At 62.2% G+C, this 20,377-nt stretch carries 17 protein-coding genes; 9 read left to right on the top strand and 8 right to left on the bottom strand.

Translation table 11 applies throughout. The annotated features are described in order from the left end of the window. Positions 1–65: 65 nt before the first annotated feature. Complete coding sequence (gene copA / locus ACJ8HN_RS12410; protein WP_442523474.1) at positions 66–2,777, bottom strand: copper-exporting P-type ATPase CopA; 2,712 nt, start codon at positions 2,775–2,777, stop codon at positions 66–68. Between the two features lie 108 nt (positions 2,778–2,885). Here copA and cueR point away from each other — a divergent pair, with 108 nt between their 5' ends. Continuing rightward, positions 2,886–3,287, top strand: coding sequence for a Cu(I)-responsive transcriptional regulator (cueR, locus tag ACJ8HN_RS12405; protein WP_033637368.1), 402 nt, complete (start codon positions 2,886–2,888; stop codon positions 3,285–3,287). On the opposite strand, the gene ACJ8HN_RS12400 is transcribed toward cueR, so the two are convergent. The 3 genes from ACJ8HN_RS12400 to allS all read right to left on the bottom strand — a co-directional run bounded on the left by ACJ8HN_RS12400 (position 3,284) and on the right by allS (position 5,640). Next, positions 3,284–3,745 carry an NfeD family protein gene (locus ACJ8HN_RS12400; protein WP_033637369.1) on the bottom strand — a complete coding sequence of 154 codons (462 nt, stop codon included), beginning with the start codon at positions 3,743–3,745 and terminating at the stop codon, positions 3,284–3,286. The genes cueR and ACJ8HN_RS12400 overlap by 4 nt on opposite strands. Before the next feature lie 2 nt (positions 3,746–3,747). Continuing rightward, the gene (locus ACJ8HN_RS12395; protein ID WP_004940203.1) at positions 3,748–4,653 is read right to left on the bottom strand and encodes an SPFH domain-containing protein; all 906 of its coding nucleotides are present in this window, start codon (positions 4,651–4,653) and stop codon (positions 3,748–3,750) included. A 72-nt stretch (positions 4,654–4,725) separates the two neighbouring features. Continuing rightward, a complete protein-coding gene (gene allS / locus ACJ8HN_RS12390; RefSeq protein ID WP_033653232.1) occupies positions 4,726–5,640 on the bottom strand; it encodes an HTH-type transcriptional activator AllS in 915 nt (304 codons plus the stop codon). Between the two features lie 353 nt (positions 5,641–5,993). Here allS and ACJ8HN_RS12385 point away from each other — a divergent pair, with 353 nt between their 5' ends. The 7 genes from ACJ8HN_RS12385 (at position 5,994) to ACJ8HN_RS12355 (ending at position 13,728) form a co-directional block, all read left to right on the top strand. After that, complete coding sequence (locus tag ACJ8HN_RS12385; protein WP_033653231.1) at positions 5,994–6,479, top strand: ureidoglycolate lyase; 486 nt, start codon at positions 5,994–5,996, stop codon at positions 6,477–6,479. Between the two features lie 70 nt (positions 6,480–6,549). Beyond that, positions 6,550–7,365, top strand: a complete 816-nt coding sequence (gene allR, locus ACJ8HN_RS12380) for an HTH-type transcriptional repressor AllR (RefSeq protein WP_015376892.1) — start codon at positions 6,550–6,552, stop codon at positions 7,363–7,365. A 119-nt stretch (positions 7,366–7,484) separates the two neighbouring features. Continuing rightward, positions 7,485–9,266 (top strand): glyoxylate carboligase, encoded by a 1,782-nt coding sequence (gcl, locus tag ACJ8HN_RS12375; protein ID WP_442523473.1) that lies wholly within the window; start codon positions 7,485–7,487, stop codon positions 9,264–9,266. Positions 9,267–9,277: 11 nt separating this feature from the next. Next, positions 9,278–10,057, top strand: a complete 780-nt coding sequence (gene hyi, locus ACJ8HN_RS12370) for a hydroxypyruvate isomerase (RefSeq protein ID WP_442523472.1) — start codon at positions 9,278–9,280, stop codon at positions 10,055–10,057. Positions 10,058–10,067: 10 nt separating this feature from the next. Next, on the top strand, positions 10,068–10,949 hold the full coding sequence (gene glxR, locus ACJ8HN_RS12365; protein ID WP_049196309.1) for a 2-hydroxy-3-oxopropionate reductase: 882 nt from the start codon (positions 10,068–10,070) through the stop codon (positions 10,947–10,949). A gap of 254 nt (positions 10,950–11,203) precedes the next feature. Continuing rightward, a complete protein-coding gene (locus ACJ8HN_RS12360; protein WP_223307168.1) occupies positions 11,204–12,457 on the top strand; it encodes an MFS transporter in 1,254 nt (417 codons plus the stop codon). Between the two features lie 128 nt (positions 12,458–12,585). Beyond that, a complete protein-coding gene (locus ACJ8HN_RS12355) occupies positions 12,586–13,728 on the top strand; it encodes a glycerate kinase (RefSeq protein WP_049195557.1) in 1,143 nt (380 codons plus the stop codon). A gap of 52 nt (positions 13,729–13,780) precedes the next feature. Here ACJ8HN_RS12355 and allE read toward each other — a convergent pair whose 3' ends face one another. The 4 genes from allE to allD form a co-directional block, all read right to left on the bottom strand. Beyond that, on the bottom strand, positions 13,781–14,566 hold the full coding sequence (gene allE / locus ACJ8HN_RS12350; protein WP_033637377.1) for a (S)-ureidoglycine aminohydrolase: 786 nt from the start codon (positions 14,564–14,566) through the stop codon (positions 13,781–13,783). A 57-nt stretch (positions 14,567–14,623) separates the two neighbouring features. Further along, the gene (locus ACJ8HN_RS12345) at positions 14,624–15,883 is read right to left on the bottom strand and encodes an MFS transporter (protein WP_047568949.1); all 1,260 of its coding nucleotides are present in this window, start codon (positions 15,881–15,883) and stop codon (positions 14,624–14,626) included. After that, a complete protein-coding gene (gene allC, locus ACJ8HN_RS12340) occupies positions 15,880–17,127 on the bottom strand; it encodes an allantoate deiminase (RefSeq protein WP_033653226.1) in 1,248 nt (415 codons plus the stop codon). The genes ACJ8HN_RS12345 and allC overlap by 4 nt, the downstream gene beginning before the upstream one ends. 171 nt (positions 17,128–17,298) lie before the next feature. Then, the gene (gene allD, locus ACJ8HN_RS12335) at positions 17,299–18,348 is read right to left on the bottom strand and encodes an ureidoglycolate dehydrogenase (RefSeq protein ID WP_015376901.1); all 1,050 of its coding nucleotides are present in this window, start codon (positions 18,346–18,348) and stop codon (positions 17,299–17,301) included. Between the two features lie 357 nt (positions 18,349–18,705). On the opposite strand from allD, the gene ACJ8HN_RS12330 reads away from it, so the two are divergent. Beyond that, positions 18,706–20,373: an acyl-CoA synthetase FdrA gene (locus tag ACJ8HN_RS12330; protein ID WP_049195558.1), complete on the top strand. Its 1,668-nt coding sequence runs from the start codon at positions 18,706–18,708 to the stop codon at positions 20,371–20,373. The last annotated feature ends 4 nt before the right edge of the window (positions 20,374–20,377 follow it).

The raw sequence follows: 20,377 nt of genomic DNA, 5'->3' as shown, positions 1-20,377 counted from the left end.
TAAACGCTATCCGCCGCGCAGGAAAGCCCGGAAAACGGCGGGGCGCCATGACGGCACCCCTGAGATCACTTCCTGGGTTTAAAACGCAGCAGCCGGTTGGCGTTGCTGACCACGGTAATCGACGACAGCGCCATCGCCGCGCCCGCCACCACCGGGCTGAGCAGCGTGCCGGTCAGCGGGTAGAGCACGCCGGCGGCGATCGGGATGCCCAGCGTATTGTAGATAAAGGCGCCGAACAGGTTCTGCTTCATGTTGCGCAGCGTGGCCTTCGACAGTTCCACCGCATCCGCCACGCCGTGCAGGCTGTGGCGCATCAGGGTGATGGCGGCGGTCTCGATGGCGATGTCGCTGCCGCCGCCCATCGCGATGCCCACGTCGGCCTGCGCCAGCGCCGGGGCGTCGTTGATGCCGTCGCCGACCATCGCCACGCGTTGGCCCTGCGCCTGCAGCTGTTTGATCGCCGCCGCTTTGCCGTCCGGCAGCACCCCGGCAATCACCCGATCGATACCGGCCTCTTTGGCGATGGCGTTGGCGGTCACCGGATTGTCGCCGGTCAGCATCACCAGCTGATACCCCTGCTGGTGCAGGCGCTGCAGCGCCGCGACGCTGTCCTCGCGCAGCGGATCGCGAATGGCGAACAGCGCGGCCGGTTTACCGTCAACGGCCAGCAGCACCGGCGTCACGCCGCGCTCGGCCTGGTCGCGCATCGGCGCTTCCAGTTCGGCGGTCGCGACCTGATGCTGCTCCAGCAGCGCGGCGTTGCCCAGCAGCAACTGCACGCCGTCGATCTCCCCGCTGACGCCGGCGCCGCGCAGGGTGCGGAACTGCGCGACCTGCGGCAGCGTTTGCCCGGCGGCGCGTTCCATGATGGCGCGCGCCAGCGGGTGATTGGAGCCTTGCTCCAGCGCGGCGGCCCAGCCGATCGCCTGCCGTTCGCTGACCTGATTGAAGGTCAGGATCTCCACCACCTGCGGCTTTCCTTCGGTCAGGGTGCCGGTTTTGTCGAACACCAGGGTGTCCAGCTGGCTGGCCTGCTGCAGGGCGTCGGCGTCGCGTACCAGCACGCCAAACTCCGCCGCGCGGCCCACGCCGGAGATGATCGACATCGGCGTCGCCAATCCCAATGCGCACGGGCAGGCGATGATCAGCACCGTGGTGGCGATCACCAACGTGTAGACCAGCTGCGGCTGCGGGCCGAAGAAGTACCATATCGCCGCGCTGAACAGGGCGATCGCCACCACCGCCGGCACGAACACCGCCGAGACGCGATCGGCCAGTTGGCCAATCGCCGGTTTACTGCTCTGCGCCTGGCGCACCAGTTTGATGATGCGCGCCAGCGTGGTTTGGCTGCCGATGGCGGCGGCGCGGAACAGCACGCTGCCGTCGTCGACCACCGTCCCGGCATGCACCGTATCGCCGGGACCTTTCTGCTGCGGCACCGCTTCGCCGGTCAGCATCGCTTCATCGAGCCAGACTTCGCCCTGCACGATTTCACCGTCGACCGGCACGCGATCGCCGGTGGTCAGCCGCAGCGTCATGCCGAGCTGCACCTCCGCCAGCGGGATATCGCGCTCGCCGTCGTCGGTTACCAGCCGTGCGGTAGGCGGCGTCAGATCCAGCAGCCGTTCCAGCGCCTGCGAAGAACGCTGGCGAGCACGCTGCTCCAGCGCATGGCCGAGGTTGATCAAACCGATGATCATCGCGCTGGCCTCGTAATAGAGGTGGCGCGCCTCCATCGGGAAGAAATCGGGCCAGATGTTGACGGCGATCGAATAGAGCCAGGCGGCGCCGGTGCCGAGCGCCACCAGGGTATCCATGGTGGCGCTGCCGTTCATCAGCGCGCGCCAGGCGTTGCGGTAGAAGTGCCCGCCGGCGAACACCATCACCGCCAGGGTGATGACGCCGACCAGCAGCCAGGGGCGCTGGGTTTCCGGCGTCAGCGTCATGCTGCCGCCGAACAGCCCCCAGGCCATCAGCGGGATACCCAACGCCAGACCCAGCGCCGCCTGCCAGCTAAAGCGCTTCATGTTGGCGCGTGCGGTCTGCTGTTGGCGCTCGCGGCGTTCGGTCTCGTCCTGAATCATTTCGGCGCCGTAGCCGGCTTTTTCCACCGCCGCCACCAGCGCCTGCGCATCGGCGGCGCCGGTCACCAGCGCGCTGCGTTCCGCCAGGTTGACGCGCGCGTGCTCAACGCCGGGAACGCTTTGCAGCGCCTGCTGCACTTTATTGACGCAGCTGGCGCAGGTCATGCCGCTGAGTAGCAGCTGTACGCTGTCGTCCGCGCCGTCGGTTGCCGGAAGGGGAGATTGCGCCGCTGGCTGAACGTCCGGCAACGAAGGTGTTGCGTCAGTCAACGGCTCAGTTTTTGGGGCGACGGCGCCCGCTACGCCGGCGTGATAACCGGCATTTTCCACCGCGGCGATCAGCGCCTGCGGATCGGCATCGCCGTACACTTTCGCGCTGTCGATAGCGACGTCGGCGGCGAACACGCCCGGCACCGCTTCCAGCGCTTTGCGGGTGGTGCCGACGCAGTGCATGCAGCTCAGGCCGCTCAGCTGCAGTTCGGTATCGGCGCGCGGCGCGACTTCGGCCTGATAACCGGCGGCGATCACACTGTCGATCAGCGCGCTGTCCGGTGCGTCGCCGGTCACTTTGGCGTAATGCACGTTAACGTCCGCCTGTTCGACATCGCTGCGGCTTTCCAGGGCTTTTTTCACCCGCTGCGCGCAGTTCATGCAGGACAGCCCCTGCAATGCCAGCATAGTGGTGTGTGACATGATTGAACTCCTTGCTTAAAAGACGGTGTTTAAAGGTTGACCGCCTGACCTGTTTTCACTAAGAATGGAGCTTAAACCTTCCAGCAAGGGTAAGGTCAAGGAGGGAAAATGAATATTAGCGACGTCGCGAAAAAAACCGGGTTAACCAGCAAAACGATTCGTTTTTACGAAGAGAAAGCGCTGATTACCGCCCCGATCCGCAGCGATAACGGTTACCGCCATTATTCCGCCAGGCACGTTGAAGAGCTGACGCTGCTGCGCCAGGCGCGGCAGGTGGGCTTCAACCTGGACGAGTGCCGCGAGCTGGTGGCGTTGTTCAACGATCCGGCCCGCCACAGCGCCGACGTGAAGGCGCGCACGCTGCAGAAGGTGGCGGAGATCGACAGGCACATCAGCGAACTGGGCGAAATGCGCCAGCGCCTGGTGACGCTGGCCGACCAATGCCCGGGCGACGAGGGGGCGGAGTGCCCCATCATCAACAACCTGGCAGGATGCTGTCGTTCAAATTAGCGGCCGATGGCGCGGATCACCAGCGTGACGCCTTCCACCGCTACCACTTCCACTTCTGTGCCGGCGGGCAGATCTTCCGCCGCCTGCGCGCGCCAGCTGCTGTCGCCGATATTGATGCGCCCCATGCCGTTGTGCATCGGCTCCGTCAGCGTGGCGCGAGTGCCGATCAGCTGGCGGTTGCGCTGGTTGAGCACCGGCGAACCGCCGGATGCGGCCGCCGGGCGCCGGCGCAGCCAGTACCACCACAGATAGGCGACGACGACGGTCAGGACGGCGAAGATCATGCCCTGCCACGCCCAGGAAAGCGGCGGCAGCAGCCAGATCAGCACGCCGACCAACAGCGCCGCCACGCCGCTCCACAGCAGGTAACCGCCGGCGCCGAGCATTTCCGCCGCCAGCAACACGCCCCCGAGGGAGAGCCAAAACCACAGCGGATTCGCCGCGATCAGTTCGAGCATGATTATTTGCCTTTGCTTTCTTTCAGCAGTTCGGTAATGCCGCCGATAGAGCCGAGGAGGCTGCTGGCGTCCAGCGGCATCATCACCACCTTGCTGTTGTTGGAGGAACCGATCTTCTGCAGCGCGTCGGTGTATTTCTGCGCCACGAAGTAGTTCACCGCCTGAATGTTGCCGCTGGCGATGGCGTCCGACACCAGCTGGGTGGCGCGCGCCTCGGCCTCGGCGGCGCGTTCACGCGCTTCCGCCTGCAGGAATGCCGACTGGCGTTCGCCCTCGGCCTTCAGGATCTGCGACTGTTTCTCCCCCTCGGCGCGCAGAATGGCCGCCTGACGCACCCCTTCCGCCTCCAGGATGTCGGCGCGCTTGGTCCGTTCGGCCTTCATCTGGGCGTTCATCGAGGCGATCAGTTCCGCCGGCGGCCGCACGTCGCGGATCTCGATACGGGTGATTTTCACCCCCCACGGATTGGTCGCTTCATCGACGATGTGCAGCAGGCGGCTGTTGATGCTGTCGCGCTGCGACAGCATTTCGTCCAGCTCCATTGAGCCGAGCACGGTGCGGAAGTTGGTCATGGTCAGGTTGACGATCGCCTGTTCGAGGTTGCTGACCTCGTAGGCGGCGCGGGCCGGATCGACCACCTGGATAAAGCACACCGCGTCGATGGCGACGTTGGCGTTATCGCGGGAAATCACCTCCTGTGAGGGAATGTCCAGCACCTGTTCCATCATGTTGATTTTACGGCCGATGCGGTCCATGAACGGCACCACCAGGTTCAGGCCCGGCATCAGCGTTTTGGTGTAGCGGCCGAAGCGTTCTACCGTCCATTGGAACCCCTGCGGCACAATTTTGACGCCGGCGAACACCACAATCAGCGCGACGACGATCACGATGGGGATAAAAGTAAGCATGCAAACCTCCTGTCAGACATATGTAAACAGATATTACGTCAGCGCCGGAAAAATGCCTACCGATACCGCGACTTAATCCAGAGCGCCGATCAAACCCGCGATCAGCGGATCCCGCGTCTGGAACAGGTTGATAAGGGTGCGCACCGCTTCGCCGCCGCGAGCATCGGACCAGGCCAGCGACAGGGGAGAAGACTGGCGCGGGTATTTGAGCTGTTTGGCCACCAACTCGCCGCTCTCCAGATAAGTTTGGCACAGCCGGCGCGGAAGGAAACCGATCCCGAGACCGCGCAGATGGCACTCCAGCTTGGTGCGCAGATCCGGCACCTTGATTTCCTGCTGGCCCGACAGCAGCCAGGCGGTGCGCTTGGCCAAATGGCGTGCGGTATCTTCGACGTTGATCGCGGCGTAAGGGCGCAGCTGCGTTTCGTTCAGCGGATCGGCGGCGGCGGCCAGCGGGTGCGTCGGCGCGATGGCGAACACCCACTCTATTTTGCCCAGCGGCAGCACCTTGATGCTGTTTTCCAGCGATTCATTGCCCGCCGCGCCGATCGCCAGATGGCAATCCTCATTCAGCAGCGCGTCCCACACGCCCATGTACACCTGGCGGGAAATGTGGAATTGGGTGAACGGGTATTTGTCGTGCAGGTGAGTTAACAGCCCGGCTACGGCGGCGGCGTCGTACAGCAGGTTGTTGATCACGATATTCACCTGATGCTCTACGCCGTCGTTGATTTGCCGCAGCTCGCCCGGCATGGCGTCCAGCCAGGTGTGCCACTGGCGGCAGCGTTCCAGCAAATACTCTCCGGCCGGCGTCAGGTTGACGGTGCGGGTGGTGCGGATAAACAGCTGCGTGCCGATGCTCTCTTCCAGCGTTTTGATGCGGTAGCTGATGGTGGCGGTGGTTTTGTGCAGCAGCTCCGCCGCGCGGGAGAAACTTTGGCACTCGGCAACCTTGATAAACGAACGAATGGTTTCGTGATCCAGCATGAGGGGTCCTTGGCTGACACCGCCTTTTCGGTTATCGGTGAGAAGAATCTACTGATGTTGCGGCGCGATAGGCAGCGGCAAAGCGCAACCCCACGATCCCGGTCACAGAATCACCCGATAGCGATGAATATGCGCCGCCCCATTTTGCCCGATGATGAATCAGGCGGTTTTTTAATTCATTGATTTAAGGCAACTAATATTACTCTTCGATCATAAAGTGTGCTGTCGATCTTATTGTGGAAAAATTTTCCAAAAAAATGCTGTCAAATTCACCACGCGCTGTCTAGAGTGAAGGCGTTGGGTGAAATATCGCCGTTCAATCGTCGTCTGGGTCATGCGCTTGGGAGAATCACATGGATTTAGTCATCGAAGAATTAACGCCGGCGGCCTTTGCGCCTTACGGCGATGTATTGCAGATAGAGGGCTCGCGTTTCTTTCATATCAATGACGGGAAAACCGAGCGTTATCACGATCTCGCCAGGATAGAGGTGTCCGACGGCAACCGGGTGCTGGCCAGCATCAACCGGGCGGAACCCTGCGATCTGCCGATGACCTTTTCCCTGTTGGAAAAGCATCCGCTCTCGTCGCAGGCCTTTGTGCCGATGAACGGCGAACGCTTCGTGGTGATCGTCGCCGAACCGGGCGAAACCATCCCCGTTGGCACGCTGCGCGCCTTTATCACCAACGGCAAACAGGGGATCAACTATCATCGCAATGTCTGGCACCACCCGCTGTTCGCCTATGCGAAGGTCACCGACTTTTTCACCATCGACCGCGCGGGCGCCGACAACTGCGTGGTCAGCCGCTTGCCGGAGCCGTATCGCATAGTTTTGGCATAGCGCTGGCCGCACGCCGCGCTGGGCGTTTATCATAGCGTCACCCATGCCGTCACTGACAAAGGAAGCTTGAATGACCGAATTACGCAGGAAAGGACGCCCCGCCACCGAAGCCGGCGCCACCAAAGGAGCGCAGGCGTTGGATCGCGGGCTGGAGATCCTCCAGTACCTGGCCAACGCCGGGGGGAGTTCGTCGGTTTCCGTGCTGTCCGAAAAGCTGGAGCTGCCGCTTTCCACCACCTTCAGGTTGTTGAAAGTGCTGGAGAAATCGGAATTCGTCTTTCAGGATCCACAGCTGGGCTGGTGGCATATCGGCATTCAGTCGTTCACCGTCGGTTCCGCTTACATGAACGATCGCGACGTGGTATCGGTGGCCGGGCCGTTCATGCGCCGACTGATGCTGCTGTCCGGCGAGACCGCCAACCTGGCGATCCGCAACAATTTCGACGCGGTGCTGATTCGCCAATGCGAGTGCCAGGCGATGGTGCGCATGTGCGCACCGCTGGGCAGCCGTTTGCCGCTGCACGCCTCGGGCGCCGGCAAGGCGCTGCTGTACCCGCTGGCGGAAGAGGAGATGCTGGATCTGATCGTGCGTTCGGGGCTGCAATCCTATACGCCGAAGACGCTGACCAGCGTGAACCTGCTGCGCAAGGATCTGCATCAGTCGCTGGAACAGGGCTACACCATCGACGATGAAGAGCACGCGCTTGGCCTGAACTGCCTGGCTTCGGCGATTTTCGATCGCAACAACAACGTGATAGCCGCCATCTCCATCTCCGGGCCCAGTTCGCGGGTCGGCAAGGAGCGGTTCAAGGAGCTGGGCGAACTGGTGGGTGAAGTGGCCAGAGACATCAGCGCCGCGCTGGGCGAATCGCGCAGCAAGGCGTAAACGTCGCGCGCCGGGCTGAACCGGCGCGGAGCAAGACTCCCCGTTTGATGAGCAAACGGGTTTTTTTGAGCGTAATTTTAAGTTGGAAAAATTTTCCAATAAATTGAGGAGAGCATCACATGGCAATTATGCGAGCGGTAGACGCGGCAATGCACGTGCTGGAAAAAGAAGGGATCACCACCGCGTTCGGCGTGCCCGGCGCGGCGATCAACCCGTTCTACGATGCGATGCGGCGGCACGGCGGCATCAAACACTACCTGGCGCGGCACGTGGAAGGAGCCTCGCACATGGCGGAAGGCTACACCCGCGCCGCCGCCGGCAACATCGGCGTGTGCATCGGCACCTCCGGCCCGGCGGGCACCGACATGATCACCGGCCTTTACTCCGCCTCCGCCGACTCGATCCCGATCCTGTGCATCACCGGCCAGGCGCCGCGTGCGCGTTTGCACAAAGAAGATTTTCAGGCGGTAGACATCGAATCGATCGCCAAGCCGGTGACCAAGATGGCGGTCACCGTGCAGGAACCGGCGCTGGTGCCGCGCGTGCTGCAGCAGGCGTTCCACTTGATGCGATCCGGCCGGCCGGGCCCGGTGCTGATCGACCTGCCTTTCGACGTGCAGATGGCGGAGATCGAGTTCGATCCGGACACCTACTCTTCGCTGCCCGCCTATAAGCCGGCGGCCACCCAGGCGCAGATCGACAAAGCGCTGGATCTGCTGTGCGCGGCGAAAAAGCCGCTGATCATCGCCGGCGGCGGCATTCACAACGCCGACGCGGCGGATCTGCTGCAGCAGCTGGCGGAGATCTGCAACGTGCCGGTGATCCCGACGCTGATGGGCTGGGGCGCCATTCCGGACGATCACCCGCTGATGGCGGGCATGGCGGGCCTGCAAACCTCGCATCGCTACGGCAACGCCAACCTGCTGGATTCGGATCTGGTGTTCGGCATCGGCAACCGCTGGGCCAACCGCCACACCGGCTCGGTGGACAAGTACACCGCCGGGCGCAAGGTGGTGCACATCGATATCGAGCCGACGCAGATTGGCCGGGTGATCTGCCCGGATCTGGGCATCGTTTCCGACGCGCGCATCGCGCTGCAAATGCTGGTGGACACGGCAAAGCGCCGCTTCGAGCGCGGCGAGTTGCCGAATCACGACGACTGGTGCGCCGCCTGTCTGCAGCGCAAGCAAACGCTGCTGCGCAAGACCCACTTCGACAACGTGCCGGTCAAGCCGCAGCGGGTGTATGAAGAGATGAACCGTGCCTTCGGCCGCGACGCCTGCTACGTCACCACCATCGGGCTGTCGCAGATCGCCGCCGCGCAAATGCTGCACGTTTTCGAGCCGCGTCACTGGATCAACGCCGGCCAGGCCGGCCCGCTGGGCTGGACGTTGCCTGCGGCGCTGGGCGTGTGCGCCGCCGATCCGCAGCGCAAGGTGGTCGCGCTGTCGGGCGACTATGATTTCCAATTTATGATTGAAGAGCTGGCGGTCGGCGCACAGTTCAAGCTGCCCTATATCCACGTGCTGGTGAACAACGCCTATCTGGGGCTGATCCGCCAGGCGCAGCGCGGGTTCGATATGGATTACTGCGTGCAGCTGTCGTTTGAAAACATCAACAATGCGGAGATTGGCGAGTACGGCGTCGATCACGTCAAGGTGGCGGAAGGGCTGGGCTGCAAGGCGCTGCGGGTGTTCAAACCGGAAGAGATCGCGCCGGCGTTCCGTCAGGCCCAGGAATTGATGCAGCAGCACCGGGTGCCGGTGGTGGTGGAAATCATCCTGGAGCGCGTCACCAATATTTCCATGGGCACCGAGCTGGATAACGTCAACGAGTTCGAGCCGGTGGCGGCAACGCCGGAAGACGCGCCGACCTCGGTCAACTTCTTTGATTACCGTTGAGGAGCCTTACCATGCCGAAATTTTCAGCCAACCTGTCCATGCTGTTCACCGAAGTCGATTTCATGCAGCGCTTCCGTCGGGCGAAGGAGCAGGGCTTCAGCGCGGTGGAATACATGTTTCCCTATGACTACCCGATCGCCGCGCTGCGCAGCGAACTGGAGGCGCATCGCCTGAGCCAGATGCTGTTCAACCTGCCGGCCGGCGACTGGGCGGCGGGCGAACGGGGCATCGCCTGCTTGCCGGGGCGCGAAGCGGAGTTCCGCGACGGCGTCGGGCGCGCGATCGAGTATGCGCAGGCGCTGGGCTGCGATCGCATCAACTGCCTGATCGGCAATCCGGATCCCGCCGTCGGCCGCCATACCACCGACGAACGGGTGAAAGAGAACCTGAGCTACGCCGCCGACACCCTGGCGCGGCAGAATATCCGCCTGCTGATCGAACCGATCAACCGCTACGACATGCCGCAGTTCTACCTGCAAACCTCCCGGCAGGCGATCGAACTGATCGAAGCGATCGGCAGCCCCAACCTGTATCTGCAGTACGACCTTTACCACATGCAGCGCATGGAGGGAGAGCTGACGCAGACCCTTGAGCGCCTGCTGGCGAAGATCGACCACGTTCAGGTCGCCGACAACCCGGGGCGGCACGAGCCGGGCACCGGCGAAATCAACTGCGAGTTTATTTTCGCGCAGCTGGATCGCATGGGTTACCGCGGCTGGATCGGCTGTGAATACAAACCGCTCACCACCACGGAAAGCGGCCTGTCATGGATTAAAAAATACCTGTCTTGAGGAGATGAAAATGAAAGTGGGATTTATCGGTCTGGGCATCATGGGCGCGCCGATGGCGGAAAAGCTGCTGGCGGGCGGGCACACGCTTTACGCCCATACCCGGCATCAGGTGCCGGCGGCGCTGTTGCAGCACGGGGCCATTGCCTGCGGCGATCCGCAGCAGGTGGCGGATGAGGCGGACGTGATCTTCATCATGGTGCCGGATACGCCGCAGGTGGAGGAGGTGCTGTTCGGTGAACGCGGCTGCGCCGCCGGCAAGCTGAACGGCAAAGTGGTGGTGGATATGAGCTCCATTTCACCGCTGGAGACCAAGCGGTTCGCGCAGCGCATCAACCAGCTGGGCGCCCAGTATCTGGACGCGCCGGTTTCCGGCGGCGAAGTGGGCGCCAAACAGGGCACGCTGACCATCATGGTGGGAGGCGAGGAAGCGACCTTCGAACGGGTACAGCCGCTGCTGGCGCTGATGGGCAAGAACATCACGCTGATCGGCGGCAACGGCGACGGGCAAACCTGCAAGGTCGCCAACCAGATCATCGTGGCGTTGACCATCGAAGCGGTCTCCGAGGCGCTGGTCTTCGCCTCGCGCGCCGGCGCCGATCCGGCCCGGGTGCGCGAAGCCCTGATGGGCGGTTTCGCCTCGTCGCGCATTCTGGAGGTGCACGGTGAGCGGATGATCAAGCGGGCGTTCGCGCCAGGGTTCCGCATCTCGCTGCACCAGAAGGATCTTAATCTGGCGCTGCAGGGCGCGAAGGCGCTGGCGCTCAGCCTGCCGAATACCGCCACTTGCCAGGAGTTGTTCAACGTCTGCGCCGCCAATGGCGACGGCGAACTGGATCACTCCGCGCTGGTGCGGGCGCTGGAGATCATGGGCAACCACCGGGTGGCCGGCTAAGAGTACCCCCGGCATTTAATTCGCCGGCTTATCGTTAGAATCAGAGATGTTCGACATTAATAACGCCCTCTTTATGATAAATAAAGAGGGTCCCCGCCAATCCAATAAAAAATGATTCAGCACAATAAAAAGTAAAAAGCAGGATGCCAACCGAGGAGACACTGAATATGGCAACCGATAATGCTGTTATTGATAAAGATATTCTTACCGCCCCTGACAAAAACCGTTTATATCGAAAAATCGCCTGGCGCATTATGCCCATTTTATTAGTGAGCTATATCGTCGGTTATCTCGATCGGGTTGGCATTTCGTTCTCGAAATTTCAAATGATGCCCGATATTCTGAACGGCAATGTCTCGATGGCCGAAGCCGTTTACGGGCTGGGCGCCGGGGTGTTTTTCATCGGCTATATCATCGCCGGGGTACCCAGTAATATTCTGCTGAGCCGCTACGGCGCCAGAAAGATCATCGCGCTGCTGATGGTGGTGTGGGGGGCGATTTCGATGCTGAGCATCTTTATCACCAACCCCTGGCAATTCTACCTGGCGCGTTTCCTGCTGGGGCTGGCGGAGGCCGGCTTCTACCCCGGCGTGATCCTCTATCTGACGCTGTGGTTCCCGTCCAGCCAACGCGCCAAGATGACCGCGCTGTTCGTGTGCGGCATCCCGGTCAGCAACATCATCGGCGGCCCGCTGTGCGGGTGGATCATCGAGCACATGAACGGCCTGATGAATCTCTCCGGCTGGCAGTGGCTGTTCTTTATCAGCGGCCCGCGCGCGCTGCTGATCGCCATCGTTATCTTCTGTTTCCTGGATAACACCTATCAGAGCGCCAAGTGGCTCAGCCCGCAGGAGAAGGCGCTGATCAAAGAGGATATGGCGCAGAGCGCGCCGCGCCAGGGCGCCGCCGGCGGGCAGGAGTGGACGATGAAAAGCATGCTGAGATCGTCCGCGTTCACCAAAATGTGGCTGATTTGCTTCTGCACCGTGATGGGCCAGGGCGGGCTGGCGTTTTGGGTGCCGACCATCATTCGCGACACCGGCGTGACCTCGGTGATGGATATCGGCCTGCTGACCATGCTGCCGTACATGCTGGCGGTGGTGGCGATGCTGGTGGCCGCGCGCAGTTCGGACAAGCATCGCGAGCGGCGCTGGCACATCATCGTGCCGTTCTGCATCGCCGCGGTGTCGCTGATCTTCATCGGCCTGTTCCCGGACAACAAGCACGTGGTGATGGCGGCGCTGTGCGTGGCGGTGGCGTCGAGCCTGGTGCCCTCGCCGCTGTTCTGGAGCCTGCCGAACGCCATCTTTACCGGCACCTGCGCCGCGGCGGGCATTGCGCTCATCAATTCCATCGCCAACATCGGCGGTTTTATTTCGCCTTATATCATCGGCTATTTCAAACAGCTGACCCACAGCAATTTGGCGGCGATGTGCGTCTTGTCGACGATGATGATACTGGGGGCGATATTAACCTACAGCGTGCCGGCGAAATGGGTCAATAAATAACGCTTCCCTTCATCTTCATTAAATAGTCGGCAACAGTTTTATTTTATTTCGCCATGCATTTCTCATCTGATTATTTCAGCGGGGGAAGGCATGGCCATTTTTATTTCGTCTCGAATAAAGGAGGCAGCATGAAAATTGTTATTGCACCGGATTCATTTAAAGAAAGCGTCAGCGCAGAACGGGCGGCGCGGGCGATCGCGCGCGGCTTCCACGAGGTTTATCCCGATGCCGAGTGCGTCTGCCTGCCGATCGCCGACGGCGGCGAAGGCACGGTGGACGCGCTGGTGGCCGCCACCGGCGGGCGCAAGGTGACGGTATCGGCGACGGGGCCGCTGGGGGAACGGGTGGCGGCGTTTTACGGCATCAGCGGCGACGGCAAGACGGCGGTGATCGAAATGGCGGCGGCCAGCGGATTGATGCTGACGCCGGCGGCGCGCCGTAACCCGCTGCTGGCGACCAGCTACGGCACCGGTGAACTGATCCGGCATGCGTTGGATCAGGGCATTCGCCACCTGATCCTCGGCATCGGCGGCAGCGCCACGGTGGATGGCGGCGTCGGCATGGTGCAGGCGCTGGGCGGGCGCTTCTACCGCCCGGACGGCAAGGCGCTGCCGTGGGGCGGCGGCGAGCTGACGGCGCTGAGCGGCGTCGATCTCTCCGCGCTGGACGCACGCCTGCGGCAGTGCCGGATCGAGGTCGCCTGCGACGTAGACAATCCGCTGGTGGGGCCGCGCGGCGCGGCGGCGGTGTTCGGGCCGCAGAAGGGTGCGACGGCGGCGATGGTGGCGCAGCTGGAACAGGGCCTGACGCAGTATGCTGAGGTGATCCGCCAGAGCACCGGGCGTGACGTGCGGCACGAAGCCGGCGGCGGGGCGGCGGGTGGCATGGGGATCGCCTGCCAGGTGTTTCTCGGCGCAACGCTGAAGCCGGGTATCGAGATCGTGATGGCGGCGCTGGGCCTGGAGCAGGCGCTGGCGGAGGCCGATCTGCTGATCACCGGCGAAGGGCGCATCGACAGCCAAACGCTGGGTGGCAAGGCGCTGTCCGGCGTCGCCCGTCTGGCGTGGGCGCGCGGCCTGCCGGTCATCGCGCTGGCCGGCGTGGTGGAGGAAGGGGCGGAGGCGCTGCACGCGCAGGGAATAGACGCGATGTTCAGCATTCTGCCGCGCCTGAGTGCGCTGGAGGCCGCGCTGTCGCAAGGGGAGCTCAACCTGCAGCGCAGCGCCGCCAACGTCGCCCGCGCGATGCGCATCGGCCGGCGATTGGGATAAAAAGAAGGCCACGCTGCGCGAGCAGGTGGCCTTGGTTTTGGCGGCGAAGCGCTTACGGCTCGACGTCGCGGTTGCAGTCCTTGGAGTAGATGTAGCTGAAGGTTTCCTGGCCCACCGCATAGCCCGCCTGCTGCACATAGGCGCCCATGAAGATGTAGTCGCCTTGCTTCACCGGCATCCATTCATTGTCCAGGTTGTACACGCCGGCGCCGCTGAGAATGTAGGCGCCATGCTCCTGCACGTGGGTCTCGATGTAGCCGTGGCTGGCACCGGGGGCGAAGGAGAGGATGTGCATATTCATGTCGAAGCCCAGATCTTTCGGCAGCAGATCCTGCAGGATCACCTCGCTCATGCCTTCGTAGTGGATCTTTTCCAGGTTGGCGACGTTGTTGCTGACCACGTGCGCCTCGTAACCCTTGATGCGCTGGTAGCGGCGCTTGTAGAGGAACAGGCGGCTGGATTGGCCGCCGTTGGCGTTTTCCAGCCGCAGGGTGACGCCCGCCGGGCAGTAAAGGTAGCCTCCGGCGGTCAGCGGGTAGTCGGTGGCGTCGGCGGAAGCGGTGATGGCGCCATCGATGACGTACACGAAGGTTTCGATCTCTTCACCGCCAAAGCCTTTGGTGTTGCGGCCGCAGTCGTGCAGCGTTACCAGATAATCGACGAAGGTGGCGCCCAGTTTCGGCGTCGACAAGATGGTGACGTCGCAGTTTTCAAAACCGGGAATGACGTTGCGCACCAGGCCGTTCGGCGGGATCAGCGCATAGTTGCCGCGTTTGATGATGGCGCGCGTTGACAGAATGTCGGTTGGATATCCGGTTTGATTGTTGAAGTAACCCACGTTGATTCTCCTGATCGTTGAAAGGGCGCCGCGGCGGCGCCCGGTAAAAAAGCGCCGTCAGGCCTCGGTGGCCGTTCGGGTTGGCGTAGTGCGTTTCATCAAGACGTTGACGGTGAAGAAAATGGCGGTGCCCACCAGCAGGATGGCGGCGGAGATGTAAAAGCCCATCACCTTGGAGCCGGTGCTGTCGGAGATCACGCCGGTCAGGAAGGGGGCGATCACCGACGAGGACATGCCGAAGAAGTTGAACACGCCGAAGCTGGTGCCATAGCCTTTCTTCGGCGCGTTGTCGGCGACGAAGGAGATCATGATCGGATCGACCGCCAGCTTGCCCAGCAACCCGTACAGGATCAGGCTGATCAGCAGCATGGTGGAGTCCGGCGAAATGACGGTGCAAACCAGCATCACCGCCGCGCACAGCTCGAGGAAAATGATCAGCTGCACCTTCTTGTTGCGGAAACGGTCGGACATGCGGCTGAAGAACAGCGCGCCCGGCACCGAGGCGAACGCCACCAGGGCGGAGGAGAAGCCGATGGCCACCCCTTCAAAGCCGCGCTCTTGCTGCAGGAACGAGGGCAGCCAGGTGACTATCATGTAGTAGCCGTAGCAGGTGGCGAAGTACATCGCGTAGGCGGAGATCATGCGCAGGCTGAACAGGCCGCTGGGCTGGCCGTCCTCCTCGGGCTCGGCAGCCGTCGGCGCAACGGTCTGGCTGACGGCCGCCGCGGCGTGAGGCTGCGAGCCTTTGATGACCACGGCGAACACCAGCGTCATCACTACCAGCAGGCCGGTGATGATGAACAGCATGATCTGCCAGTTCATGTTGAAGCTTTTCACCAGCAGGCTGGAGGCGATCAGGCCGATGGCCATGCCGAGCGCCGAGCCGCTGTTGATCACCGCGGTTGCCAGGCCACGGCGTTCCAGCGGGATATTCTCCGACGACAGGGAGTAGGCCGAGCCGTAATAAGAGCCGCAGCCCATGCCCGCCAGCAGGCTGCCGGCATAGACCATGGTCAGGCTGGTGGCGTTGCCGATCAGCAGCGTGGCGATGATGAACAGGCAGAAGCCCGGGATCAGCACCACCTTCTTGCCGAATTTGTCCACCAGGATGCCCGCCGGGATCTGCATCCCGGTGTAGGCGAAGAAGTAGAAGCTGGCGATCAGCCCCATTTCCGCATTGGAGTGCGCGCCGATGGTTTGTTGGATCTCGGGGAAGATCGGCGTCAGGACGGTGCGATAGATCCAGATCACCGCCCAGCCCAGACAGAGCACGACGACGATCTTTTTCCAGTAGCGCGGGTCGATGTCGTTGCTCATGCCTCGGCCCCCTGTTCGGTGTAGGCCAGCTGATACAGCGTCTGCGCCAGGATTTTCACCCCTTCGTTCAAATCGGCGACGGCGGTTTTTTCCGCCGGGTTATGGCTGATGCCGGCGATGCTCGGCACGAACATCATCACCGTCGGCACGCGCGGGGCGAAGATTTGCGAGTCGTGTCCGGCGCCGCTGTGCATCATGCGGTAATTCAGCCGCTGCGTTTCGCACAGGCGGCTGACGCAGGCCACCAGCTGTTCGTTCATCGGGATCGGCGCTTCGTCCATCCACAGATCGATCTCGGCCTCGATGCCCATCTCGGCGCAGATGCGCTGGATATCCTGCTCGATCTCCTGCGTGAAGCGCAGCAGCGCGGCCTGATCGGTGTGGCGGCAGTCGAGGGTGAAGTGGGTGAAGCCCGGCACCACGTTGACGGTGTTCGGCTTCGGCTCCACCTTGCCGAAGGTCAGCACCAGCGGGTCGCCCTCGGCGCGCGCCTTGGCGATCGATTCGCAGCAGATGCGGCTGAAGGCGTGCACGGTATCCCGGCGGTAGCTCATCGGGGTGGTGCCGGCGTGGTTGGCTTCGCCCTGCAGCCGCACGTCATAACGCCGTTGGCCGACGATGCTGGTCACCACGCCGATGGTTTTGCCTTCGGTTTCCAGCACCTTGCCCTGTTCGATATGGATCTCGACGAAGGCCGCGATGTCGCTGCGCAGCGGCTGATGCGGCGGAGGGAAATCGAAACCGGCGTCGTGCATGGCGTTGACGAAGCCGACGCCCTTGGCGTCCGTAATGTGCTGCACGTCTTCCCGCCGGGCCAGGCCGACGATGTTCTTGCTGCCCCAGAACACATAAGGGAAGCGGCTGCCTTCTTCTTCCGCCAGCGCGATGACTTCCAGGCTGCGCAGCGGCGGGCCGTAGGTGTCCTTGAGGTGTTTGATCGCCATGAAGGCGGCTTCGATACCGAACTGGCCGTCGAGGTTGCCGCCGTTGACCACCGTGTCGATGTGCGAACCGGAGAGAATCACCTGGTCGGGGTATTTGCTGCCCTCCAGTCGGCCGAACAGGTTGCCGACCGCATCAAAATGGGTGCTCAGCCCGGCGGCCTCGAAGGTGGTTTTCAGCGCGTGCTGCGCTTCGATCCATTCCGGGGTATAAAGCAGACGCGTCATGCCGCCGCTGGGGTCGGCGCCGATTTTCGATAACCAGCCGGAAATATCACGGATTTCTTGTTGGAAGTCTTTCATGTTTACCTGCCCGCATGTTGTGTCTCAGCGGCGATGCGGCCAGGGCGGAGGCTATTCGCCGCCGGCCGACCTATTGCGCTGAGCGCGCTGATGAAGGTTTTCTTTTTTCTCCCCGGCTCAGACATATCAACCGCGAGCCGCGGCGTAAAAAGCCCACGATAATAGAGTGCGTTAACTGGCGAAGGGATCTTTATGGTCGTAAGAACGCTGGTAAATAGCATTTGAAATTAAGTATTGATAAATATCGTCGACGATTTCGATACCGTTTTTCTCGCTTTCCATTTCACGCGCATGGCTGTTCTGCCCTGGATAAAGCACTTTGCTGACACCCGGCGCCGGCTTAACGGCATTCAACTCTTTCATGACCTGGCTGATATTTTTACGGAACGCCGATTCGTTGGTGAAATAACCCGGATTCAGGACGATATGCAATTGCCCCAATTCCCGGCCGGCGCTGAGATCGTGATACATCGAGCTGACGTGTTTGCCGAACGGCAGGCCGAGCAAAATGCCCGACAGCACGTCGACCATCATCATCAGGCCGTAGCCTTTCGGCCCGGCGATCGGCAGCAGCCCGCTGACGGCGAACGGATCGGTGGTGTGCTTGCCCTCGGCGTCCACCGCCCAGGTGTCGGGGATGGCGGCGTTGCGCGAGCGGGCGTCCAGCACTTTGCCCCAGGCCTGCACGGTGGTGGCCATATCGAAGGTAATCAGCTCGTCGCCTTCGCCCGGCGCGGAGAAGGCGATGGGGTTGGTGCCGTAGTAGACCTCGGCGCCGCCGTACGGCACCACCATCGGATCGGACTGGCACAGCGAAATGCCGACCATGCCGGCGCGCGCCGCCTGCTGCACGAAGTAGGACAGCGCTCCACTGTGGCCGATGCGGCGCACGCCCACCACCGCCACGCCGTTCTCTTTCGCCATTTCAATGGCGCGATCCATGCTCAGCTTGGCCGCCACATGCCCGGCGCCGTTGTCGCCGTCGAAAATGGCGCTGCAGGGGCCGGTTTTCTCAAAGGTGAAATGCGGGTGATTATTGGTGCCGCCTTTGCTGATGCGTTCGGAATAGTATTCGACCCTGACCGCGCCGTGAGAATGAATGCCGCGCGCATCGGCATGAACCAGCACGTCGGCGACGATGCCGGCGTGTTCCTGGCTCAGGCCGGCGGCGTGAATTTTTTGCTGGATAAGCTGATGTAATTGTTGTTTAGAGACCTTCATATACAGTCCTTTTATCACTACGGTTTATTTAATTCGCCTCTGCGTTGTAATGTATAAATACCGGGGGGGAATAATGTGATCCAGATGCGTTTTATCCGATTGGATTAAAAATTCGTTGAATTAAATCGCCATTGTTAGAAGTTTTTTTATAAATGCTTTTTCCCTTCTGGATTAACTAATATTCAGGTGATTAAGTTATTTTTTCTAACAATGGATAAAGTGTGACCGTACTCACCTCGGGGCACGATTTTAATTTGTAGCTTGATAATTAACCTTTTCGCTGAATTCAATGCGTCGCCGTGCCGCCGGTGCGGGAATATTGCCGATATTATTAAATGCTGTCTTAAGGATATCACCATGATCCATGCTTTTATTAAAAAGGGGAGCTTTCAGGATTCCGTCAGCCTGATGTTGATCTCCCGCAAACTCAGTGAATCTCCCAAGGTCGAGGAAATATCCGTCATGATGGGGACACCGGCCAATAAATCCTTATTGGAGGTGACCGGTTTCTGGCACCCGCAGTTTAGCGAAGCGACGCCGAACGATATTTGCGTGGCGATCAAGGCGGAGCCCGCCGACGAGACGATCGCCGAGGAGATCGGCGCGGCGCTGGAGACGGCGCTCAAGGCGATTGCGCAGGGCAGCCAGGGCGGCAAAAAACTGCTGCGGGCGCGCAGCTGGCGCACCGCCAGGCAGAAGCTGCCCGCCGCCAATCTGGCGCTGATCTCGATCGCCGGCGAATACGCGGCGGAGCTGGCGGATAGCGCGCTGGAAGACGGCTGCAACGTGATGATGTTCTCCGACAACGTCAGCGTGGCGCAGGAAGTGGCGCTGAAAACCAAGGCGCGCGAACGCGGGCTGATCGTGATGGGGCCGGACTGCGGCACCGCCTGCATCGCCGGCGCGCCGCTGGCGTTCGCCAATGTGGCGCCCGCCGGATCTATCGGCGTGGTGGGCGCCTCCGGCACCGGCATTCAGGAACTGATTTCGCAAATTACCCTGGCAGGCCAGGGCATCTCGCACGCCATTGGCCTCGGCGGGCGGGATTTGACGGCGGAGATCGGCGGCATCAGCGCCATCAGCGCGCTGCGCATGCTGGCGGCGGATCCGCAGAGTCTGGTGCTGGCGTTCGTGTCCAAACCGCCGGCGCCCGAGGTGCGCCAGCGGGTGATCGACGAGATGAAAGCGCTCGGTAAGCCGGTAGTGGCGCTGTTCCTCGGCGCGCAGTCCGCCGTGCGTCAGGAGGGCAACATCACGTTCGCCGCCACGCTGGATGAAGCGGCGCGGCTGGCGGCGGTGCTGGGCTACGTGCAGCAACAGGCGGCACAACAGCCCGCGGTGCCCGGCGGCAAAATCGCCGGGCTGTACGCCGGCGGCACGCTGGCGGCCGAATGCGCGATGCTGCTGGCGGAAAAACTGTCCCTGCCGGTGGATAGCGAGCACCCGCGCGGCGCCATGCTGATGGCCGACGGCCATCGCATCATCGACATGGGCGATGACTTTTATACCCAGGGGCGACCGCACCCGATGATTGACCCGACCGCCCGCAATCAAGAAATCGCCCGCCTGGCACAGCAGCCGCAGACCGGCGTGTTGCTGCTGGACGTGGTGATCGGCTTCGGCGCTCAGGACGATCCGGCGGCGTCGCTGGCGGCCGAGGTGGCCAACGTGCGCGCGGCGCGCGGCGCGGCCCACCCGCTGGCGGCGATCGCCACCGTCACCGGCACCGAACAGGATCCGCAGCAGCGCTCGCGGCAAATCGCCACCCTGCAGGAGGCCGGCATCGCGGTGATGCCGTCGCTGCCGGCGGCGGTCGCGTTGGCGCACCAGCTGATTACCCCCGTCTTACCCGCACCTGAACGCGAACGGCCGGCCTTGCTGGACGGCGTCGCGGTGATCAACGCCGGGCTGCGCAGCTTCGCCGATGACCTGCAAACCAGCGACATTCCGGTGGTGCATTACCAGTGGGCGCCGGTGGCCGGTGGCGATCAACGATTAGCCAACATCTTGAAAAAATTAAAGTAAGGAA

The sequence above is a fragment of the Serratia sp. CY29653 genome, assembly GCF_052169255.1.
Lineage (GTDB): Bacteria > Pseudomonadota > Gammaproteobacteria > Enterobacterales > Enterobacteriaceae > Serratia > Serratia sarumanii.
The sequence above is the reverse complement of the archived record's forward strand: the minus strand, read 5'-3'. Positions and strand labels throughout refer to the sequence as shown.

What these genes read in the sequence shown, in the direction of transcription:
- gcl (WP_442523473.1), top strand. Translation starts at nt 7,485, where the DNA reads ATGGCAATTATGCGAGCGGTAGACGCGGCAATGCACGTGCTGGAAAAA.
- cueR (WP_033637368.1), top strand. Translation starts at nt 2,886, where the DNA reads ATGAATATTAGCGACGTCGCGAAAAAAACCGGGTTAACCAGCAAAACG.
- allD (WP_015376901.1), bottom strand. Translation starts at nt 18,348, where the DNA reads ATGAAGGTCTCTAAACAACAATTACATCAGCTTATCCAGCAAAAAATT.
- allS (WP_033653232.1), bottom strand. Translation starts at nt 5,640, where the DNA reads ATGCTGGATCACGAAACCATTCGTTCGTTTATCAAGGTTGCCGAGTGC.
- glxR (WP_049196309.1), top strand. Translation starts at nt 10,068, where the DNA reads ATGAAAGTGGGATTTATCGGTCTGGGCATCATGGGCGCGCCGATGGCG.
- ACJ8HN_RS12385 (WP_033653231.1), top strand. Translation starts at nt 5,994, where the DNA reads ATGGATTTAGTCATCGAAGAATTAACGCCGGCGGCCTTTGCGCCTTAC.
- copA (WP_442523474.1), bottom strand. Translation starts at nt 2,777, where the DNA reads ATGTCACACACCACTATGCTGGCATTGCAGGGGCTGTCCTGCATGAAC.
- ACJ8HN_RS12395 (WP_004940203.1), bottom strand. Translation starts at nt 4,653, where the DNA reads ATGCTTACTTTTATCCCCATCGTGATCGTCGTCGCGCTGATTGTGGTG.
- allC (WP_033653226.1), bottom strand. Translation starts at nt 17,127, where the DNA reads ATGAAAGACTTCCAACAAGAAATCCGTGATATTTCCGGCTGGTTATCG.
- ACJ8HN_RS12330 (WP_049195558.1), top strand. Translation starts at nt 18,706, where the DNA reads ATGATCCATGCTTTTATTAAAAAGGGGAGCTTTCAGGATTCCGTCAGC.
- ACJ8HN_RS12355 (WP_049195557.1), top strand. Translation starts at nt 12,586, where the DNA reads ATGAAAATTGTTATTGCACCGGATTCATTTAAAGAAAGCGTCAGCGCA.
- allR (WP_015376892.1), top strand. Translation starts at nt 6,550, where the DNA reads ATGACCGAATTACGCAGGAAAGGACGCCCCGCCACCGAAGCCGGCGCC.
- ACJ8HN_RS12400 (WP_033637369.1), bottom strand. Translation starts at nt 3,745, where the DNA reads ATGCTCGAACTGATCGCGGCGAATCCGCTGTGGTTTTGGCTCTCCCTC.
- ACJ8HN_RS12345 (WP_047568949.1), bottom strand. Translation starts at nt 15,883, where the DNA reads ATGAGCAACGACATCGACCCGCGCTACTGGAAAAAGATCGTCGTCGTG.
- ACJ8HN_RS12360 (WP_223307168.1), top strand. Translation starts at nt 11,204, where the DNA reads ATGCCCATTTTATTAGTGAGCTATATCGTCGGTTATCTCGATCGGGTT.
- hyi (WP_442523472.1), top strand. Translation starts at nt 9,278, where the DNA reads ATGCCGAAATTTTCAGCCAACCTGTCCATGCTGTTCACCGAAGTCGAT.